The organism is Hyphomonas beringensis (assembly GCF_000682755.1).
GTDB classification, from domain to species: Bacteria; Pseudomonadota; Alphaproteobacteria; order Caulobacterales; family Hyphomonadaceae; genus Hyphomonas; species Hyphomonas beringensis.
Map to the genome: position 1 here is coordinate 118,692 of NZ_AWFF01000032.1, position 15,456 is coordinate 134,147.

Below are 15,456 nucleotides of genomic sequence, written 5' to 3' on the forward strand. Positions count from 1 at the left end.
TACGAACAGGGCGTTCGCCTGTCGTCAGGCGCTCGATGGCTTGCGCCCGAACCAGCTCTGCACCAGTGACCAGGCATTGCGAGAGCCGGACATCGTTCGTTCCGCCGCCCAGGCTGCGCGAGAGGTCAGCCCGCCGCAGGCCTTCAGCAGATCGGTCGCGACCGAACCGGATTCGCGTTTCACCCGCTCCAGCGCCTCAGCAGAGATCGACCGCGCCTGACGCGCAGACCAGCCCTTGAAGGCCCGGCAGCGGCGCTTGGCCAGATAGCCGAGCTTCAGTGTCAGCATGGCGTTCACGGCGCCGTCCATCACCGGGCCCGCGATCAGCCCGCCCATGCGGCCCAGCAATCCACCGATCACGTCCCCTGTCATGTCAGTCACGTCTTCCAGCGCGCGGCTGATCACGACGATGGCCATCACATCGCGCAGGATCAGCAAGGTGCCGCCCAGATGCGGCCGTCCGAAATAGATCTGCGAGATCTTCGCCACGAGATTCACATTGCGCCATAGCACGATGAACGCATCCACCGTACCATTCATGGAGAATGCCGTGGCGACGCCCACACCCACGGCTTCGGAATGGATCAGCTTGTCGACGCGCGCATCCAGCTTGCGCAGATGCCCCTCGATATGCGCCTGCTGGAAAGCTTCCAGCGCCATGGCCAGTTCTGCCGCCTCGCTCAGCTGCGCCTTGCCCATGCGCGCCAACAGGGCTCGCCCCTCGATCAGGCCAGCCTGCATGGCCGGCAATTCTTCCTTCAGCAGCGGATTGCGCTTCAGCATGTTCAGATATTTGAGGTCATATTTCAGACGGTCCGACAGGACCAGAATGTCCGGATCCTCAATATCGAACAGAGTGTGCGGCGGCTTGGCCGCAACCGGCATCGACAAAAAAGAGGCAATCGGCCGGCCCACCAGCATGATCAGCAACCCGGCCAACAGCAGGATGAAGCCATAGCCCAGCAAAGGGTGCACGTCGTCGAACATGCGGTAGAACAGAAAGCCCTGTCCGATCACGGTCAGGAAGGCCAGCGCCAGCAGGGCAAAGCCGGACCATTTGATCACGCGCCAGGCCTTCGCCCATTGCGAGGCAAACTCCCAGTCCGGTGCGGGGCGCGCGGCTGCGTCTGGAACCTTGGGGACCTGCGTGGCCATGTCTGAACTCCTCCATGGGCTGTTTCAGATAACAGCTTAGAGGGATCAGGCGGGATCGAACATCCCGCCGCTGACAGGCCTTCGCATTACAGTCTACATGCGTTCCGGAATCTTGATGCCCAGAATGCCGAGGCCCGCTTCCAGCTGGTTTAGCACGGCGGCCGACAGGGACAGGCGGCTTGCGCGCAGGGCGGGGTCGGTTTCAGACGCAATCGGCACCGCCGCATAGAATGCGCTGAAGGCCTGCGCCAGATTGTAGACATGCTCGCACAGGATATGCGGCATCCGCTTCTCGCGGGCCTGCAGCAGCGCCAGCGCGAAGCCGTCCAGCTGCAGCACCAGCGCGCGCTCGGCGTCATGGCCGATCACGATCTCGCCCTGCTCCAGCCCTTCTTCCTGCGCCCGGCGCAGCAGGGATTTCACCCGCACAGCCGCGTAAAGCAGGTAAGGCCCGGTCTTGCCTTCAAAGCTGGTGAAGCGATCCAGATCGAACACGTAATTGCCGGTCCGCGTATTCTGCAAGTCAGAGAAGCGCAGCGCCGCCAGTGCCACTTTCTTCGCCACATCCAGGCGCTCGTCTTCCGGCATGTCGTCCGGCAGTTTGCCTGCCTCGGTGATCTTCCTCTGTGCTTCTTCCAGCGCCATCGCGTTCAGATCAGCCAGTCGCAGCATGCCGCCTTCGCGCGTCTTGAAGGGCTTGCCGTCCGGTCCGTTCACCGTGCCGAAGCCGATATGTTCAAGGTGGCCTTCATCAATCAGGCCCAGCTTTTCAGCCGCGCGGAAGACCTGCGTGAAGTGCAGCGCCTGACGCTGGTCAACGACATACAGCATCAGTTCCGGCGTCGGCTCCAGATTTTCCATCCGGTCTTCAATCGTCGCCAGATCGGTCGTGTGATAGCCCGTCCCGCCGCGGCTGTTGACCAGCATGATTGGCGGCATCGGGTTCTTGAGATTGACCTTGCCATCCTTCTCGACCGGCACATTCTCGCCCTCGCGGGCAATATCCACGATCCATGCGCCATCATCTTCACGCGCCAGGTCTGCCGCCTTGAACTTCTCGATCAGGCCGGGGATCAGATGGTCGACATCGCTTTCGCCCTTCCACAGGTCGAAATGCACGTTCAGGAATTCATAATCGACCTTCAGCGCAGCGACCGACACGTCGATGAAATGCTTCAGCAGCGCGCGGTAGCCCGGGCGTCCGGCCTGCAGCTCTGCGACAGCTTTCTGGCTGCGTTCCAGCCGTGCGGGGTCTTCCTTCGCTTTTGCGCTGGCGGCAGGATACATCCGGGCCAGATCTTCAATCGTGACCGGCGGCTCTTCGGGATACGGGCCTTCATAGCTCGCATCGAAATAGATCAGATCCGGCTGCTCGTCATACAGCTCCGTTACGAGGTGGCCCATCTGCAGGCCCCAATCGCCCAGATGCGTATCGCCGGTGACATGATCGCCCAGAAAGCGCAGCAGGCGCACTAGCGTATCGCCGATCACGGCAGAGCGCAGATGGCCGACATGCATCGGCTTGGCCACGTTCGGGCCGCCAAAGTCGATCACCGTCACCTTCGGGTCTGCCGCAGGCTCGCCGCCCGCCAGCTCGCTGGTCAGCACATTGATCGCGCGCTCTGCCAGGGCCTCGTCAGACACGCGGATATTGATAAAGCCCGGCCCGGCCACTTCCGCAGACAGGACGAACGGATAGGCCTTCAGCGTAGCGGCCACGTCGCCCGCAACTTCGCGCGGGTTCTTGCCGGCGGATTTCGCCGCGCCCATCGCGCCATTGCACTGGAAGTCCGCAAATTCGGGCTTGTCGGACCGGCGAACATCACCCCACCGCGCTTCAAAGCCCAATGCTTCAAAGGCGGCACTTGCGGCCGCCGTCAGGTCTTTCGTCAGGCTGGCCATGATTACTTACCGGCATCCAGGCGGAAGCGGTTGCCCGCGCGGTTGAACTCCAGCTGCTCCGGCGTCAGGTCAAACCCGACGATGACTTCGAAGTTCGATCCGGAGATTGATTCGTCGACCCGCGGGATCTTGATCTTGTTGACCACCTCGGTCTTGCCATCCAGCTTGCCGCCATTGAAATCCGCAGTGACGCTGAAATACTTCTTCGCCAGAACTTTGCCGTTCCGGCGGGTCACAGCCACATAATACGGATAAACATGGCCATCAGAGGTCGCTGTCGGGCCCTTGCCGAAGGCGAAATCCACCTCGACTTCGGCTTCCAGCGGGTTATCGCCGACATAGCGGCAATACAGGCGTGCGCCGATGATTTCCCCTGTATATTCAATGTCGCTGTAAAGTTTTGAGTCGCCATCAAACTCGACATAACGTGCAGAATCATACAGCGCAGCGACCGAAGGGCACGGGCCTGCATTCTGGCGTGTATCAAGGCTGTCAGCGATTTTGCTGGTACAACCTGTCGTAAGAATGGCCGCGGCGAGAAGTGGGGCATATTTGATCATGCGTCGGCGAGTCCTTCTTGGCCTTGTGCAATGGCGTGTCCATGTGTTGGTGGAGATGTGTTAAAGGCCCAATCGCCTCGGCGCAACGCCTGCAGGCAGGAGACTGGATGAAATGACCGACCGCCGCCCTCTTACCATACGCCTGGCCGCCCCGCGGGGATTCTGCGCAGGCGTCGACCGCGCGATCCAGATTGTCGAGGAAGCGCTCGGCAAATGGGGCGCGCCCGTCTATGTGCGCCACGAGATTGTCCACAATGCCCATGTCGTCTCCCGGCTGGAGGAAATGGGCGCCGTATTTGTCGAAGAGCTGGATGAATGCCCGGAAGACCGCCCGGTCATCTTTTCTGCCCATGGCGTGCCGAAATCCGTTCCGGCCGAGGCCCAGCGCCGCAACATGATCTTTGTCGACGCCACCTGCCCGCTGGTCTCCAAGGTACATGTCGAGGCAGAGCGCCATCATCGTGAGGGCCGCGAGATCGTCCTGATCGGCCATGCCGGACACCCTGAAGTCATCGGCACGATGGGCCAGCTGCCGAATGACACGATCACCCTTATCGAAACCGTGGAAGATGTCGCAAAGTTTGAGCCGAAAGACGCGGCCAATGTCGCCTTCGTCACACAGACCACGCTGTCTGTAGACGATACAGCAGACATCGTCGCCGCCCTTCAGGCGCGCTTCCCCGGCATTGCCAGCCCTCACAAGGAAGACATCTGCTACGCCACCACCAATCGCCAGGATGCGGTCAAAGTGATCGGCCAGGGCGCAGACCTCGTTCTGGTGATCGGCGCAGAGACCAGCTCCAATTCCAAGCGCCTGGTCGAGGTGGCCGTACGCGCCGGGGCCAAGCGCTCCGAACTGATCGCCAGCGCCGAAAATATCGACTGGGATTGGTTTGACGGCGTGAACCTACTGGGCCTGACCGCCGGGGCCAGCGCGCCGGAAGATCTGGTTCAGGGCGTCATCAATGCCTGCCGCGAGCGCTTCGACGTCACCCTGGACAGCGTCGAGACCGCCCGCGAAACCGTCACCTTCAAGCTGCCGCGCGTCCTGTCAGAGCCTGAACAGGCCTGATCCGAGCCAGAATGCGAGTGCCTGCCAGAAGGCGCGCCCTGCACCCCTCATGTTCAAATTCGCCCTATAATCTGCCATAAGTACCGCCATGACCTACACGATTGCCGCCTTCTACAAATTCTTTTCCTTTCCGGACTTTGAGTCCCATCGCGCCCGGCTGGCGGACACGCTGGACGCGGCCGGCGTCAAGGGCACGGTCCTGATTGCAGCTGAGGGCGTGAACGGCACGATCGCCGGCACCGCCGAGGGCATCGAGACCGCGCTGGCAACGCTGCGCGCCCTGCCCGGCGCGGAGACACTGGAAGCGAAATTCTCCGAGGCTGACGAGATGCCTTTCCTGCGCCTGAAAGTGCGCCTGAAGAAAGAGATCGTCACCATGGGCATCCCGGGCACAGACCCGAACGCCCTGGTCGGCACCTATCTGGACCCCAACGCCTGGAACGAGCTGATCGCCGATCCCGACACCGTTCTGATCGATACCCGCAACGACTATGAATACGCCATCGGCACATTCGAAGGCGCGATCGACCCACGCACCAAAACCTTCCGGGAATTTCCGGACTGGTTCCGTGACTTCCGCGAAAAACTGGAAGCCGAAGGCCGCAAGCCGAAGATCGCCATGTTCTGCACCGGCGGCATCCGCTGTGAGAAGGCGACCAGCTTTGTGAAGGCCGAAGGCATTGATGATGTCTATCACCTCAATGGCGGCATCCTGAAATACCTCGAAACCGTCCCGGAAGAGAAAAGCCTGTGGCGCGGCGAATGCTTCGTCTTCGACGAGCGCGTCTCGGTAAAGCATGACCTGACCCCTGGCAGCTATGACATGTGCCATGCCTGCAAGCGCCCGATCACCGAGGAAGACAAACAGGCCGCATCCTATGTGCCCGGCGTCTCTTGCCCGCACTGTATCGACGAAATGACCGCCGAACAGAAACGCCGCTTTGCCGAGCGCCAGAAGCAGATCGACCTCTCCCGCAAGCGCGGCGAAGCGCATATGGGCCCGGACGCGGCCGCCATTGCCGCCCAGCGCAGAGAAGAGGCGCTTGCGGCCAAGGAAGCCGCTGGAGCTGAAGATGCTTGAGGGCAGCTGCCTGTGCGGCGTCGTCCGCTATGAAGTGAACACCGCCGCAGGCCCGATTGTACATTGTCATTGCCAGACCTGCCGCAAGGCACATGGCGCGGCATTTTCTTCCGTCATGCCTGTGCCGCGGGATGCCTTCCGCTGGACCGCCGGCGAGGAAGCGCTGAACCGGTTTGAATCCAGCGCAGGCAAGTTCCGGAACTTCTGCGGCAAATGCGGATCGCACATCATGGCGGATCGCCCCAATCAGCCTGTTATTCTGTTGCGGCTCGGCTGTCTCGACACCGAAATCGAAGGCAATTCGCTGGGCCATATCTGGCGGTCGGATTGCGCCAGCTGGTATGATCCGAAACAGCAGCTTCCGGAATTTCCGGAAGGCTTCCCCGCGAAATGATGCCGGACGCCGCCGCCGCTCATACCCTCTACAGTTTCCGCCGCTGTCCCTATGCCATGCGCGCCCGGATGGGCCTGTCCATGGCCGGAATTGCCGTGCGTGTCCGCGAAATTGTCCTGAGGGACAAGCCCGCCGAGATGCTGGAAGCCAGCCCGAAAGGCACGGTGCCGGTTCTCGTCACCCTGTCCGGAACGGTTGTCGATGAAAGCCTGGACGTGATGCGCTGGGCCCTCGCCCAGAACGACCCCGAAGGCTGGATGACCGCAGACCCGCAGGCGACCGCGGAACTGATCAGCCGCAATGATGGCCGCTTCAAGCAGGCGCTGGACCGCTACAAATATCCGAACCGCTATGAGGCGGAGAGCCTTGTGCCGGGCGCCGCGCGCTCGGAAGGGCTGGAAGTGCTCGCCGATCTCGACTCGCGCATCGCCGCGAATGGCGGGCAGCTCGTCCGCAAGGAGCGCAGCCTCGCCGATATCGCGATCTTCCCCTTCGTGCGCCAGTTCGCCCATACCGATATGGACTGGTTCAATGACCAGCCCCTGCCCTATGTCCAGTCCTGGCTGGAAGGCCACAAGCAGAGCCATCTCTTCAAGGGCGTCATGACAAAGTATGAGCCCTGGAGCCCCGGCGCAGACGAGCCGCTGCTGCCTGTTGTCGGCTGAGGCAACGAAACTCAGATTGCCCCCTTGCAAAATCTGCCGCGCGGCGTAAACAGCCCGTTCTTCGGCACGGAGTGTAGCTCAGCCTGGTAGAGCACTGTCTTCGGGAGGCAGGGGCCGGAGGTTCGAATCCTCTCACTCCGACCATTCTCAAATGGTGACGCGCAGCGACAGAAATCGATCCAATGGATCGATTTCAGTTTGAGAATGCCTGAAGCGCAAGCGAGAGCTTACCCATCCCCAATTGACAGCCCCCTCGCCCTGGCCTATTGGCCCTGCGCAAGGTTCTGAACACCTGCCGCCTGCAGACATATGTCCCGGTGAAGTTCAGTCACAAGACGATCTCCCCTCCCTCACCCTCGAAGCATTTCGGCGGTGGGCAATGCAGGCCCCCATCATGGTCGGAATGCGCTCTTGAGGAGTGAGTGATGTCTTTGCGACCATCGCCCGAAAATAAATTTCTGTATCAATCGCCGCTGCGTGTCTTTCTGGCGAACGCCCTGCCCATGATGCTGATCATGCTGATGAACGGTCTGCTCAATATTATTGATGCAGCCTTTCTGGGCCACTTCGTCGGCGCAGACGCGATGACGGCCATTGGCCTCGCCTTTCCGGTCATCATGGTTCTGATTGCCATCTCCACACTTGTCAGCGGCGGCATGTCCAGCCTTCTGGCTCGGCAGCTGGGCGCGGGGGATATGGACGCGGCATGCGCGACGTTCGCGCGGGCGCACGGGCTGGCCCTCGTCCTGTCAGCCATCACCATACTGATATTCGCCTGCTTCAGCCCCATTTTGATGGAACAGCTTGCGGCCTCAGACGACCGGATCGCGCAGATGGCGCTCGTCTATCTCGGCATCAGTGTCGCCGGCACGCCGCTTCAGTTTGCCCTCGGCCTGCATGCGGACACATGGCGCAATGAAGGCCGCGCTGGACTGGTGGCTATGCTCTCTGTCGGGGTGACATTTGCCAACATCATCCTGAACTACGTTCTGATCAGACAGCTGAACATGGGCGTTGCGGGTTCAGCCTGGGGCACAGTTCTGGCGCAGGGCGCAGGTCTCGGACTGCTTCTGTTACTTCGCGCGCGCGGGCTTGGCACACTTCCCTTGAGCAGCCTGCTTCGCAACCGCTGGCGAGGCGACTGGCCCCGCATCCTTGCGCTGGGGGCGCCGCTCAGCCTCAGCTTCATCGGCATGGCGCTCGTCTCCTTTTGTGTCATCCTTGCCCTGCGGCTGACTGCGGCCGAAGCCTATGCCGAGACGATTGCCGCCTATGGCATCGTCACCCGCGTGATGGGCTTTGCCTTCCTGCCCAACATGGCCTTTGCCCTGGCCTTGCAAAGTGTCGCTGGAAATAATTGGGGCGCGGGTTACATCAATCGTGCACAGAGCGCTTTGAAAGCGGCCATGCTGACAGGGTTTGTCTATTGCATAGGCATGGAATTGCTGTTCCAGTTTGCCGGGCATTCCATAGCGCAACTGTTCATACAGGATGCCCAGGTTACGGCTCAGGTCGCCACCATTCTCCGATACATGGCGGCATTCTATTTCCTGACCGGCCCCATTCTGGTGATCGCCCTTTATTGTCAGGCCATTGGGCGCCCCATAAAGGCGGCGCTGCTAACCCTGACCAAAGCCTTCCTGCTATTGCCCGCGCTGATCGCAACCCTGGCAGTCGCCGCAGGGGCGCCGGCTGTCTGGTATGCCTTCCCGGTGTCAGACCTGATCATAGCCTGTCTGGCGATCCCGGTGTTGCTCTCCCTGCTCAGGGTCACACCCGGAAAGGCGGGCAAGCTCATCTAAAGCGGCGCGCCAGTAGCAGAGTCTGCTGAGGAAAAGACCGGCTTGGTTTCCCCTCAGCAGACGGCTACACCCGGCCCATGGAACATCGCGCCCTCTGGTATAGAAAGTTCGGCCCACCGGAAGACTGCCTGTCTCTGGAAAGCGCGCCGCTTGGCCCGCGCCCAGAGGGGGCGTTGCGGGTGGAGATGCGGCTGGCGCCCGTCAATCCGTCAGACCTGATCCCGATGACCGGCGCCTATCGCCACCGGGTGCAACCGCCACTGGTGGCTGGCTATGAAGGCGTTGGCCAGGTGGTCGAGGCACCGGCGGCGTATCAGCATCTGATCGGCCAGCGCGTTCTGCCTCTGCGCGGGGATGGCACCTGGCAAACACATATCGATGCTGACCCGACGCTTGCCATTCCGGTGCCGGAGGATATCCCGGATGCACTGGCCGCGCGCGCCTATATTAATCCGATGGCGGCGCATCTGATGCTGAAGACGTGGCCCGTCAAAGATCGCCATGTCTTACTGACCGGGGCTGGCTCCACCTGCGCCAGCCTGCTGGCTCAATGGGCCTGGCAGCAAGGCGCGCGCAGCGTCACCGGCATCTACAGATCCGAAAGCCGCAAGGCAGAGCTGGCGGCCATGGGCGTTGAGTCAGTTTCGCTCGCCGATGCCGCTCGGATTAGAGAGGCCGCAAAAAATGCGGGGATCACCTTAGACGCTCTCGGCGGTGAGGTCGGCTCGCTGATCCTCAACACCATGCCCCTTGGCGGCGCCTTTGTCAGCTATGGTCTCCTGTCTGGCAGGCCGGTCATGGCTGAGGCCCATGCGCGCGAAACGCACACACGTTTCCACATGCGCGAAAGCCTGGGCCCCATGACACATCAAGCCTGGCAGTCTCTGTTTCAGGAAGTGTGGCCAAAGCTGCGCGCAGCTGATATGCTGGATACGGACCTCTACAACCTGGAAGACTGGCAAGCTGCACTTGCCGCCTACGCCAAACCTGGCAGCCGCAAACCCTTGTTAAACCTGCAGGCATAACCCCCTAGCGCGACTGGCGCACCTTGCTGTCGCCTGATTCTTCCGTACCGATATCTTCCAGATTGTACGGCGTCGTCTGGTACATCTGATTAATCCAGTTCCCGAACAGCAGGAAGGCATGAGACCGCCAGCGATTCTTCGGGGTTCGCGTCGGATCATCATCCTGAAAGTAATTCGCCGGCACGGAAATTTCTTTGCCCGCCGCAACATCGCGCCGATACTCCGCCTCAAGAGACGTAGAATCATATTCAATATGATTGAAGATATAGAGCCGGTTGCCCTGATTCTCCTGCAACAGGCATAGCCCCGTCTCGTCACTCTCCATCAGCACATCCAGCGTGCCATCCTTTGGCAGATCCTCGCGACGCACTTCCGTCCAGCGCGAGACGGAGATGGAGAAATCATCCGAGAACCCCATAAGAAACGGAGATTCCGGTTTGCGATTATGGTGCCGGTAAACGCCAAAAGCCTTCTGCTCTAACAGATGCTTCGGTACACCGTGGAAATAACTGACGGCCGCCATAGCGCCCCAGCAAATAAAAAAGCTGGAATGCACATGCGTCTTCGTCCACTCGAAAATCTCCGTCAGCTCATCCCAATAGGAAACCTCTTCGTAGGGAAGTTTCTCAATCGGCGCGCCGGTAATGATGAAGCCGTCAAACTTGCGATCCTTCACCTCTTCCCAGGTGTGATAGAATGAGATCAGATGCTCCTCAGACGTATTGCGCGCCACATGGCTGCCGATGCGGACCAGCGTCAGCTCCACCTGCAGCGGTGTCGCCCCAACCAGCCGCGCAATCTGCGTTTCCGTCTCGATCTTGTTCGGCATCAAATTCAGCAGGCCGATCTGCATGGGCCGGATATCCTGACGCGTCGCGATGGATTCATCCAGCACCTGAACCCCTTCACGCACGAGCGCATCACGTGCAGGTAAACCGTCAGGAATTCGAATGGGCATAAGCGAGACTCCACGAACATTTCGGGCCGACATTCAGCTTGCCAACAGGGTGTTCGGAGTAACCGCGCAGCCTTTTAGCAAGTTATTTAACGTGGCTGCAAGCCGACCGACCAAATCACCACGGGGCCCTTACATAAGCGCCCCGTGGCTCAAGTCAATCGCCAGCGTCTACCAAGCCAATACCTGGCACACAGACCCGCATGCCTTAGAAGCGCGCCTTTTCCAGCTCACACCGCAGCGTGATCACCTCAAACGGCATGCCCTGCTCATCTGCTTCACTGCACCCCACTTCTTCAAAACCGATGGCTTTGTAGAAGCGCCTTGCCTGACCATTCAGCGCATAGACCCCCAGTGTCAGGAATGCACGCGTCTCAAAGGCATGTGCCAGCAAGCGCCTGCCAATACCCTGCCCCTGCCACTCCGGATCCACGAAAAATCCGCCGACATAGGTATCGCGCAGGCCAATGAAGCCCACGGGTTTGCCATCCTGCACAGCAACATGGGTTTCCCCATCAGGCAGATACATACTAGCCACCAGCGCCTGCTGCGCCAACAGATGTTCATCCGGTAAAAAGTCATGCGCAAGGCGGGAAGCCCGCAGCCATATGTCGCTCAAAATATCGTTATCTTCTGCCCTGTAAGGACGAATCTCTATTTGGGTGGTCTTCACCGAACCCTCCAATTGAATAAAAAAAATGTACACGCATGAAAAAGCACACCCCATGACGGGCGTGTCGTTCCGCCTGGGCGGCCCTCATCTTTCCCTGCGCATAAACCTCCTTCGTTCAATCGCAGCGCGGTTGACGCGCCTTACCCCTTGATCAGGGCCCGAACAGCATCTAGAGCCTCATCGGCCTTGTCCGTATCCGGACCGCCAGCCTGAGCCATATCTGGACGGCCGCCGCCGCCCTTGCCGCCCAGCGCTTCGCTGGCCGCTTTCACCAGATCCACGGCGGAGAATCTGTCGGTCAGGTCTTTTGTAACCCCTACGGCCGCGCCCGCCTTGCCATCTGCAACGCCGACAAAGGCCACGATACCGGAGCCGATCTGCGCCTTGGCCTCATCGACCAGCGTGCGCAGCTCCTTGCCACCAACACCTTCGGCCACACGGGCCAACAGCTTGATGCCGTTGATCTCTTCCGGGCCGGCAGGCGCAGATCCGCCGCCACCCATGGCCAGCTTGCGCTTGGCCTCGGCGAGTTCCTTCTCTAGGCTACGGCGCTCATCCCCCAACGCGGCAACGCGGCGCGGAACATCCTTCAGCGGAACTTTCAGCTGGTCGGCAAGGTCAGCCGCGATTTGCGCGCGTCCTTTCAGATACGCCAGTGCCTCTGCGCCTGTAGCTGCCTCGATACGCCGAACGCCAGCGGAGACACCGCTCTCGGACGTGATCACAAATACCGCGATATCGCCGGAACGCTCGACATGCGTGCCACCGCAGAGCTCAACCGAGTAACGCCTGTCACCGCCCGTCCCCATGGACAGCACACGAACTTCATCGCCATATTTCTCGCCAAACAGCGCCAGCGCACCCGCCTCAATGGCTTTTTCCGGTGTTGTCACCTGAATACTTGTTTCAAGGTTCGCGCGGATCTGGGCATTGACCTCATCCTCCACGGCCTCGATCTCGGCTGCGGTGAGCGGGCCATTGTGGGAGAAGTCAAAACGGAAACGATCGGCTTCCACGAGAGAGCCTTTCTGCGTGACATGATCGCCCAGAACCTTGCGAAGTGCAGCGTGCATCAAGTGCGTGGCGGAGTGATTGGCCATAATCGCTTTGCGCCGCACGGCATCAACATGAAGGGAGGCTGTCTCGCCAACCTTCACGTCACCGGAGACCAGTTCACCGATATGAACATTCAGATCACCCGCACGCTTCTGGACATCACGCACGATAAACCGCGCGCCGCCCTCAAACACAATCTCACCATGGTCAGCAGACTGACCACCGGATTCCGCATAGAAGGGCGTTTCATTAAAGACGAGTTCTGCGGCGCCGGTCTGAAGTGTGTCCGTCAGCTGGCCACCCACCGCGATGGCAAGCAGTTTGCCCTTGCCTTCCGTTCCGGAATAGCCTCCGAACGTCGTCTTGCCCGCCTCATCCCGCACGCGGAACCAGATTTCTTCCGTCGCCTGATCACCAGAAGAGAAGCCGCCGACACGGCTGCCGGCGCGCTGCTCCTCCAGCGCGGCCTCAAAGCCTTCGACGTCAACCGTCATGTCGCGGCTGCGCAGAATGTCCTGCGTCAGGTCCAGTGGGAAGCCATACGTATCTGACAGCTTGAATGCGACCTGGCCCGGCAGGGAATCCCCTGCGGACATATTCTCCGTTTCCTTTTCCAGAAGGGACAAGCCATTGCCCAGCGTGCGCTGAAAACGGGCCTCTTCCTGTTCAAGGGCGGATTCGATAGCGGCCTTAGCGCGGCCAAGCTCCGGATAGGCCTTGCCCATTTCGCCTATCAGGGCGGGGGTCAGTTTGTACATCAGCGGCTCACGCGCACCGAGCAGATGGCCGTGACGCATGGCGCGGCGCATGATCCGGCGCAGCACATAGCCTCGGCCCTCATTGGACGGCAGCACGCCATCGGAAATCAGGAAAGCCGCTGTGCGGAGGTGGTCCGCAATCACACGGAAGGAGGCGAGCTTGTCGCCGTCGGCCTTCTCGCCATAAAGGTCTTCTTCCGCAGCGATCAGTGAGCGGAACAGGTCAATATCGTAATTGTTGTGCACGCCCTGCAGAACGGCCGCAATCCGCTCCAGGCCCATACCCGTATCGATGGAGGGCTTGGGCAGGTTCTCGCGGGTGCCGTTTGCCTGCTGGTTGAACTGCATGAAGACCAGGTTCCAGATCTCGATGAACCGGTCGCCATCCTCATCCGGGCTGCCCGGAGGGCCGCCGGCAATGTCTTCGCCATGGTCGAAGAAAATTTCCGAACAGGGGCCGCACGGGCCAGTGTCGCCCATGGACCAGAAATTGTCAGACGTGCTGATCCGGATGATTTTGGAATCATTGAAGCCCGCCACTTTCTTCCAGATATTGGCCGCCTCATCATCTTCGGCATAGACCGTCGCCAGAAGGCGCGACGGATCCAGGCCGAATTCCTTTGTGCACAGCTCCCACGCAAAGGCGATGGCTTCATCCTTGAAATAGTCCCCGAAGGAAAAATTGCCGAGCATTTCGAAGAAGGTGTGGTGGCGCGCAGTGTAGCCGACATTGTCGAGGTCATTGTGCTTGCCACCGGCGCGGACACATTTCTGGGAAGTCGTGGCGCGCGGGGCTGGCGGGGTTTCGGCGCCGGTGAAGATATTCTTGAAGGGTACCATGCCCGCATTCACGAACAACAGGGTCGGATCATTCTGCGGAATGAGGGGGGCAGAGGGTCGGCGCGCATGCCCCTTTTTCTCAAAAAAGGAGAGATAGCCTTCGCGAATATCGTTAACGCTCGTCATGTGCAGCTCTCAAATCCTTACAATCCAGTGTGCTGATACCGAGTCACCCGGCACCTATATTACAATGGCGATATAAAGGCCCCTTTGCGACACGCCAAGGAGGCGGGACCACAAAGGGGCAGTTTGCAGGTGAGAGAGTGGGTATGACGCCGGGCAAAACCATGCCGCCCGGCGCAAAATAAAGGTCTTGCCGAGATCAGGCTTCCGCAGCGTCCGGCGTATCGCCTTCCTCGGCTTCCATACCGGCATTCAACAGTTCATCTGCCAGAAGGCCCGCATTGCGGCGCACGGCATCTTCGATCTCATCGGCGATCGCCGGATTTTCCTTCAGGAAGTTTCGCGTTTTTTCACGCCCCTGGCCGATCCGCTCACCATTATAGGAGTACCAGGAACCGGATTTCTCGATGACGTCCGCCTTAACGCCTAGGTCGATCAGCTCGCCCGTCTTGGAAATGCCCTCACCATAGAGGATATCGAACTCGACCTGCCGGAAAGGCGGGGCAACCTTGTTCTTCACCACTTTCACGCGCGTCTGGTTGCCAATCACTTCGTCACGATCCTTGATCGCGCCGATACGGCGGATGTCCAAACGGACAGACGCGTAGAATTTCAAGGCATTCCCACCGGTCGTCGTCTCCGGGCTGCCAAACATGACCCCGATTTTCATCCGGATCTGGTTGATGAAGATCACCATGCATTTGGACTTGGAAATCGAGCCTGTCAGCTTGCGCAAAGCCTGGCTCATCAGACGTGCCTGCAGGCCGGGCAGTGAATCGCCCATCTCGCCTTCAAGTTCCGCGCGCGGCGTCAGTGCCGCCACGGAGTCGATAACCAGAAGATCCACCGCGCCGGAACGCACAAGCGTGTCAGCAATCTCCAGCGCCTGCTCACCTGTATCAGGCTGCGATATCAAGAGGTCGTCCAGATCAACGCCCAGCTTGCCCGCATAGACCGGGTCCAGCGCGTGCTCGGCATCGATGAAGGCACATACACCGCCATTCTTCTGGGCCTCTGCCACACTGTGCAGCGAGAGCGTTGTCTTGCCGGAGCTTTCCGGGCCGTAGATCTCAATGATCCGCCCCTTGGGAAGACCGCCAATGCCGAGGGCGATATCGAGCCCCAGTGATCCGGTTGAGACAGCCTCAACATCCATCACCTTCTTGTCGCCAAGGCGCATGACTGAGCCCTTGCCGAAAGAACGTTCGATGTTGCCCAGCGCTGTCTCGAGAGCTTTCTGCTTATCCACGCCTGAATCCTTGTCCACGAGTTGTAGCGCCGCTTTGGCCATGAGTCGTCTCCTTAGGTCTACCATGAGGGCTGGGTTGGCAAAGCCCCTGATTGCCATTACTGAGTCGTATGTACCATATTTGTTCCTGAGAACAAAGCGGAAAC

13 protein-coding genes, 1 tRNA gene and 1 riboswitch are annotated in these 15,456 nt (G+C 60.1%); of the genes, 7 read left to right on the plus strand and 7 right to left on the minus strand.

The genetic code is table 11. The features are described 5' to 3' along the window. Positions 1-24: 24 nt before the first annotated feature. The 3 genes from HY29_RS07255 to HY29_RS07265 all read right to left on the minus strand — a co-directional run bounded on the left by HY29_RS07255 (position 25) and on the right by HY29_RS07265 (position 3,617). Complete coding sequence (locus HY29_RS07255) at positions 25-1,155, minus strand: DUF697 domain-containing protein (protein ID WP_034794839.1); 1,131 nt, start codon at positions 1,153-1,155, stop codon at positions 25-27. 93 nt (positions 1,156-1,248) lie between these two features. Further along, positions 1,249-3,057: an arginine--tRNA ligase gene (gene argS, locus HY29_RS07260; protein WP_034794842.1), complete on the minus strand. Its 1,809-nt coding sequence runs from the start codon at positions 3,055-3,057 to the stop codon at positions 1,249-1,251. Positions 3,058-3,059: 2 nt separating this feature from the next. Further along, a complete protein-coding gene (locus HY29_RS07265) occupies positions 3,060-3,617 on the minus strand; it encodes a hypothetical protein (protein ID WP_241765162.1) in 558 nt (185 codons plus the stop codon). Positions 3,618-3,729: 112 nt separating this feature from the next. On the opposite strand from HY29_RS07265, the gene ispH reads away from it, so the two are divergent. From ispH to HY29_RS07300, 7 genes are all read left to right on the plus strand, one after another. Next, positions 3,730-4,689 carry a 4-hydroxy-3-methylbut-2-enyl diphosphate reductase gene (ispH, locus tag HY29_RS07270; protein WP_155838240.1) on the plus strand — a complete coding sequence of 320 codons (960 nt, stop codon included), beginning with the start codon at positions 3,730-3,732 and terminating at the stop codon, positions 4,687-4,689. An 88-nt stretch (positions 4,690-4,777) separates the two neighbouring features. Beyond that, positions 4,778-5,770, plus strand: a complete 993-nt coding sequence (gene trhO / locus HY29_RS07275) for an oxygen-dependent tRNA uridine(34) hydroxylase TrhO (RefSeq protein WP_051601238.1) — start codon at positions 4,778-4,780, stop codon at positions 5,768-5,770. Continuing rightward, the gene (locus tag HY29_RS07280) at positions 5,763-6,164 is read left to right on the plus strand and encodes a GFA family protein (RefSeq protein ID WP_034794848.1); all 402 of its coding nucleotides are present in this window, start codon (positions 5,763-5,765) and stop codon (positions 6,162-6,164) included. Before trhO ends, HY29_RS07280 begins: the two co-directional genes overlap by 8 nt. Further along, complete coding sequence (locus HY29_RS07285; protein ID WP_241765163.1) at positions 6,161-6,829, plus strand: glutathione S-transferase; 669 nt, start codon at positions 6,161-6,163, stop codon at positions 6,827-6,829. The genes HY29_RS07280 and HY29_RS07285 overlap by 4 nt, the downstream gene beginning before the upstream one ends. A gap of 67 nt (positions 6,830-6,896) precedes the next feature. After that, positions 6,897-6,973 (plus strand) — tRNA-Pro (locus tag HY29_RS07290). 281 nt (positions 6,974-7,254) lie between these two features. Next, positions 7,255-8,631, plus strand: coding sequence for an MATE family efflux transporter (locus HY29_RS07295; protein ID WP_034794851.1), 1,377 nt, complete (start codon positions 7,255-7,257; stop codon positions 8,629-8,631). 77 nt (positions 8,632-8,708) lie between these two features. After that, complete coding sequence (locus HY29_RS07300) at positions 8,709-9,656, plus strand: zinc-dependent alcohol dehydrogenase family protein (protein WP_034794853.1); 948 nt, start codon at positions 8,709-8,711, stop codon at positions 9,654-9,656. Positions 9,657-9,660: 4 nt separating this feature from the next. Here HY29_RS07300 and metA read toward each other — a convergent pair whose 3' ends face one another. From metA to recA, 4 genes are all read right to left on the minus strand, one after another. Continuing rightward, the gene (gene metA, locus HY29_RS07305; protein WP_034794856.1) at positions 9,661-10,614 is read right to left on the minus strand and encodes a homoserine O-acetyltransferase MetA; all 954 of its coding nucleotides are present in this window, start codon (positions 10,612-10,614) and stop codon (positions 9,661-9,663) included. A 54-nt stretch (positions 10,615-10,668) separates the two neighbouring features. Next, a riboswitch (SAM riboswitch) is annotated at positions 10,669-10,746 on the minus strand. A gap of 73 nt (positions 10,747-10,819) precedes the next feature. Further along, the gene (locus HY29_RS07310; protein ID WP_081811275.1) at positions 10,820-11,338 is read right to left on the minus strand and encodes a GNAT family N-acetyltransferase; all 519 of its coding nucleotides are present in this window, start codon (positions 11,336-11,338) and stop codon (positions 10,820-10,822) included. An 86-nt stretch (positions 11,339-11,424) separates the two neighbouring features. Further along, positions 11,425-14,064 carry an alanine--tRNA ligase gene (gene alaS / locus HY29_RS07315; protein ID WP_034794860.1) on the minus strand — a complete coding sequence of 880 codons (2,640 nt, stop codon included), beginning with the start codon at positions 14,062-14,064 and terminating at the stop codon, positions 11,425-11,427. A gap of 196 nt (positions 14,065-14,260) precedes the next feature. Beyond that, positions 14,261-15,352 (minus strand): recombinase RecA, encoded by a 1,092-nt coding sequence (recA, locus tag HY29_RS07320; RefSeq protein WP_034794863.1) that lies wholly within the window; start codon positions 15,350-15,352, stop codon positions 14,261-14,263. Positions 15,353-15,456: the final 104 nt, after the last annotated feature.

Excerpts from the sequence above, each read along its gene's own strand:
- HY29_RS07255 (WP_034794839.1), bottom strand. The coding sequence starts at position 1,155 with ATGGCCACGCAGGTCCCCAAGGTTCCAGACGCAGCCGCGCGCCCCGCA.
- argS (WP_034794842.1), bottom strand. The coding sequence starts at position 3,057 with ATGGCCAGCCTGACGAAAGACCTGACGGCGGCCGCAAGTGCCGCCTTT.
- HY29_RS07265 (WP_241765162.1), bottom strand. The coding sequence starts at position 3,617 with ATGATCAAATATGCCCCACTTCTCGCCGCGGCCATTCTTACGACAGGT.
- ispH (WP_155838240.1), top strand. The coding sequence starts at position 3,730 with ATGACCGACCGCCGCCCTCTTACCATACGCCTGGCCGCCCCGCGGGGA.
- trhO (WP_051601238.1), top strand. The coding sequence starts at position 4,778 with ATGACCTACACGATTGCCGCCTTCTACAAATTCTTTTCCTTTCCGGAC.
- HY29_RS07280 (WP_034794848.1), top strand. The coding sequence starts at position 5,763 with ATGCTTGAGGGCAGCTGCCTGTGCGGCGTCGTCCGCTATGAAGTGAAC.
- HY29_RS07285 (WP_241765163.1), top strand. The coding sequence starts at position 6,161 with ATGATGCCGGACGCCGCCGCCGCTCATACCCTCTACAGTTTCCGCCGC.
- HY29_RS07295 (WP_034794851.1), top strand. The coding sequence starts at position 7,255 with ATGTCTTTGCGACCATCGCCCGAAAATAAATTTCTGTATCAATCGCCG.
- HY29_RS07300 (WP_034794853.1), top strand. The coding sequence starts at position 8,709 with ATGGAACATCGCGCCCTCTGGTATAGAAAGTTCGGCCCACCGGAAGAC.
- metA (WP_034794856.1), bottom strand. The coding sequence starts at position 10,614 with ATGCCCATTCGAATTCCTGACGGTTTACCTGCACGTGATGCGCTCGTG.
- HY29_RS07310 (WP_081811275.1), bottom strand. The coding sequence starts at position 11,338 with ATGGGGTGTGCTTTTTCATGCGTGTACATTTTTTTTATTCAATTGGAG.
- alaS (WP_034794860.1), bottom strand. The coding sequence starts at position 14,064 with ATGACGAGCGTTAACGATATTCGCGAAGGCTATCTCTCCTTTTTTGAG.
- recA (WP_034794863.1), bottom strand. The coding sequence starts at position 15,352 with ATGGCCAAAGCGGCGCTACAACTCGTGGACAAGGATTCAGGCGTGGAT.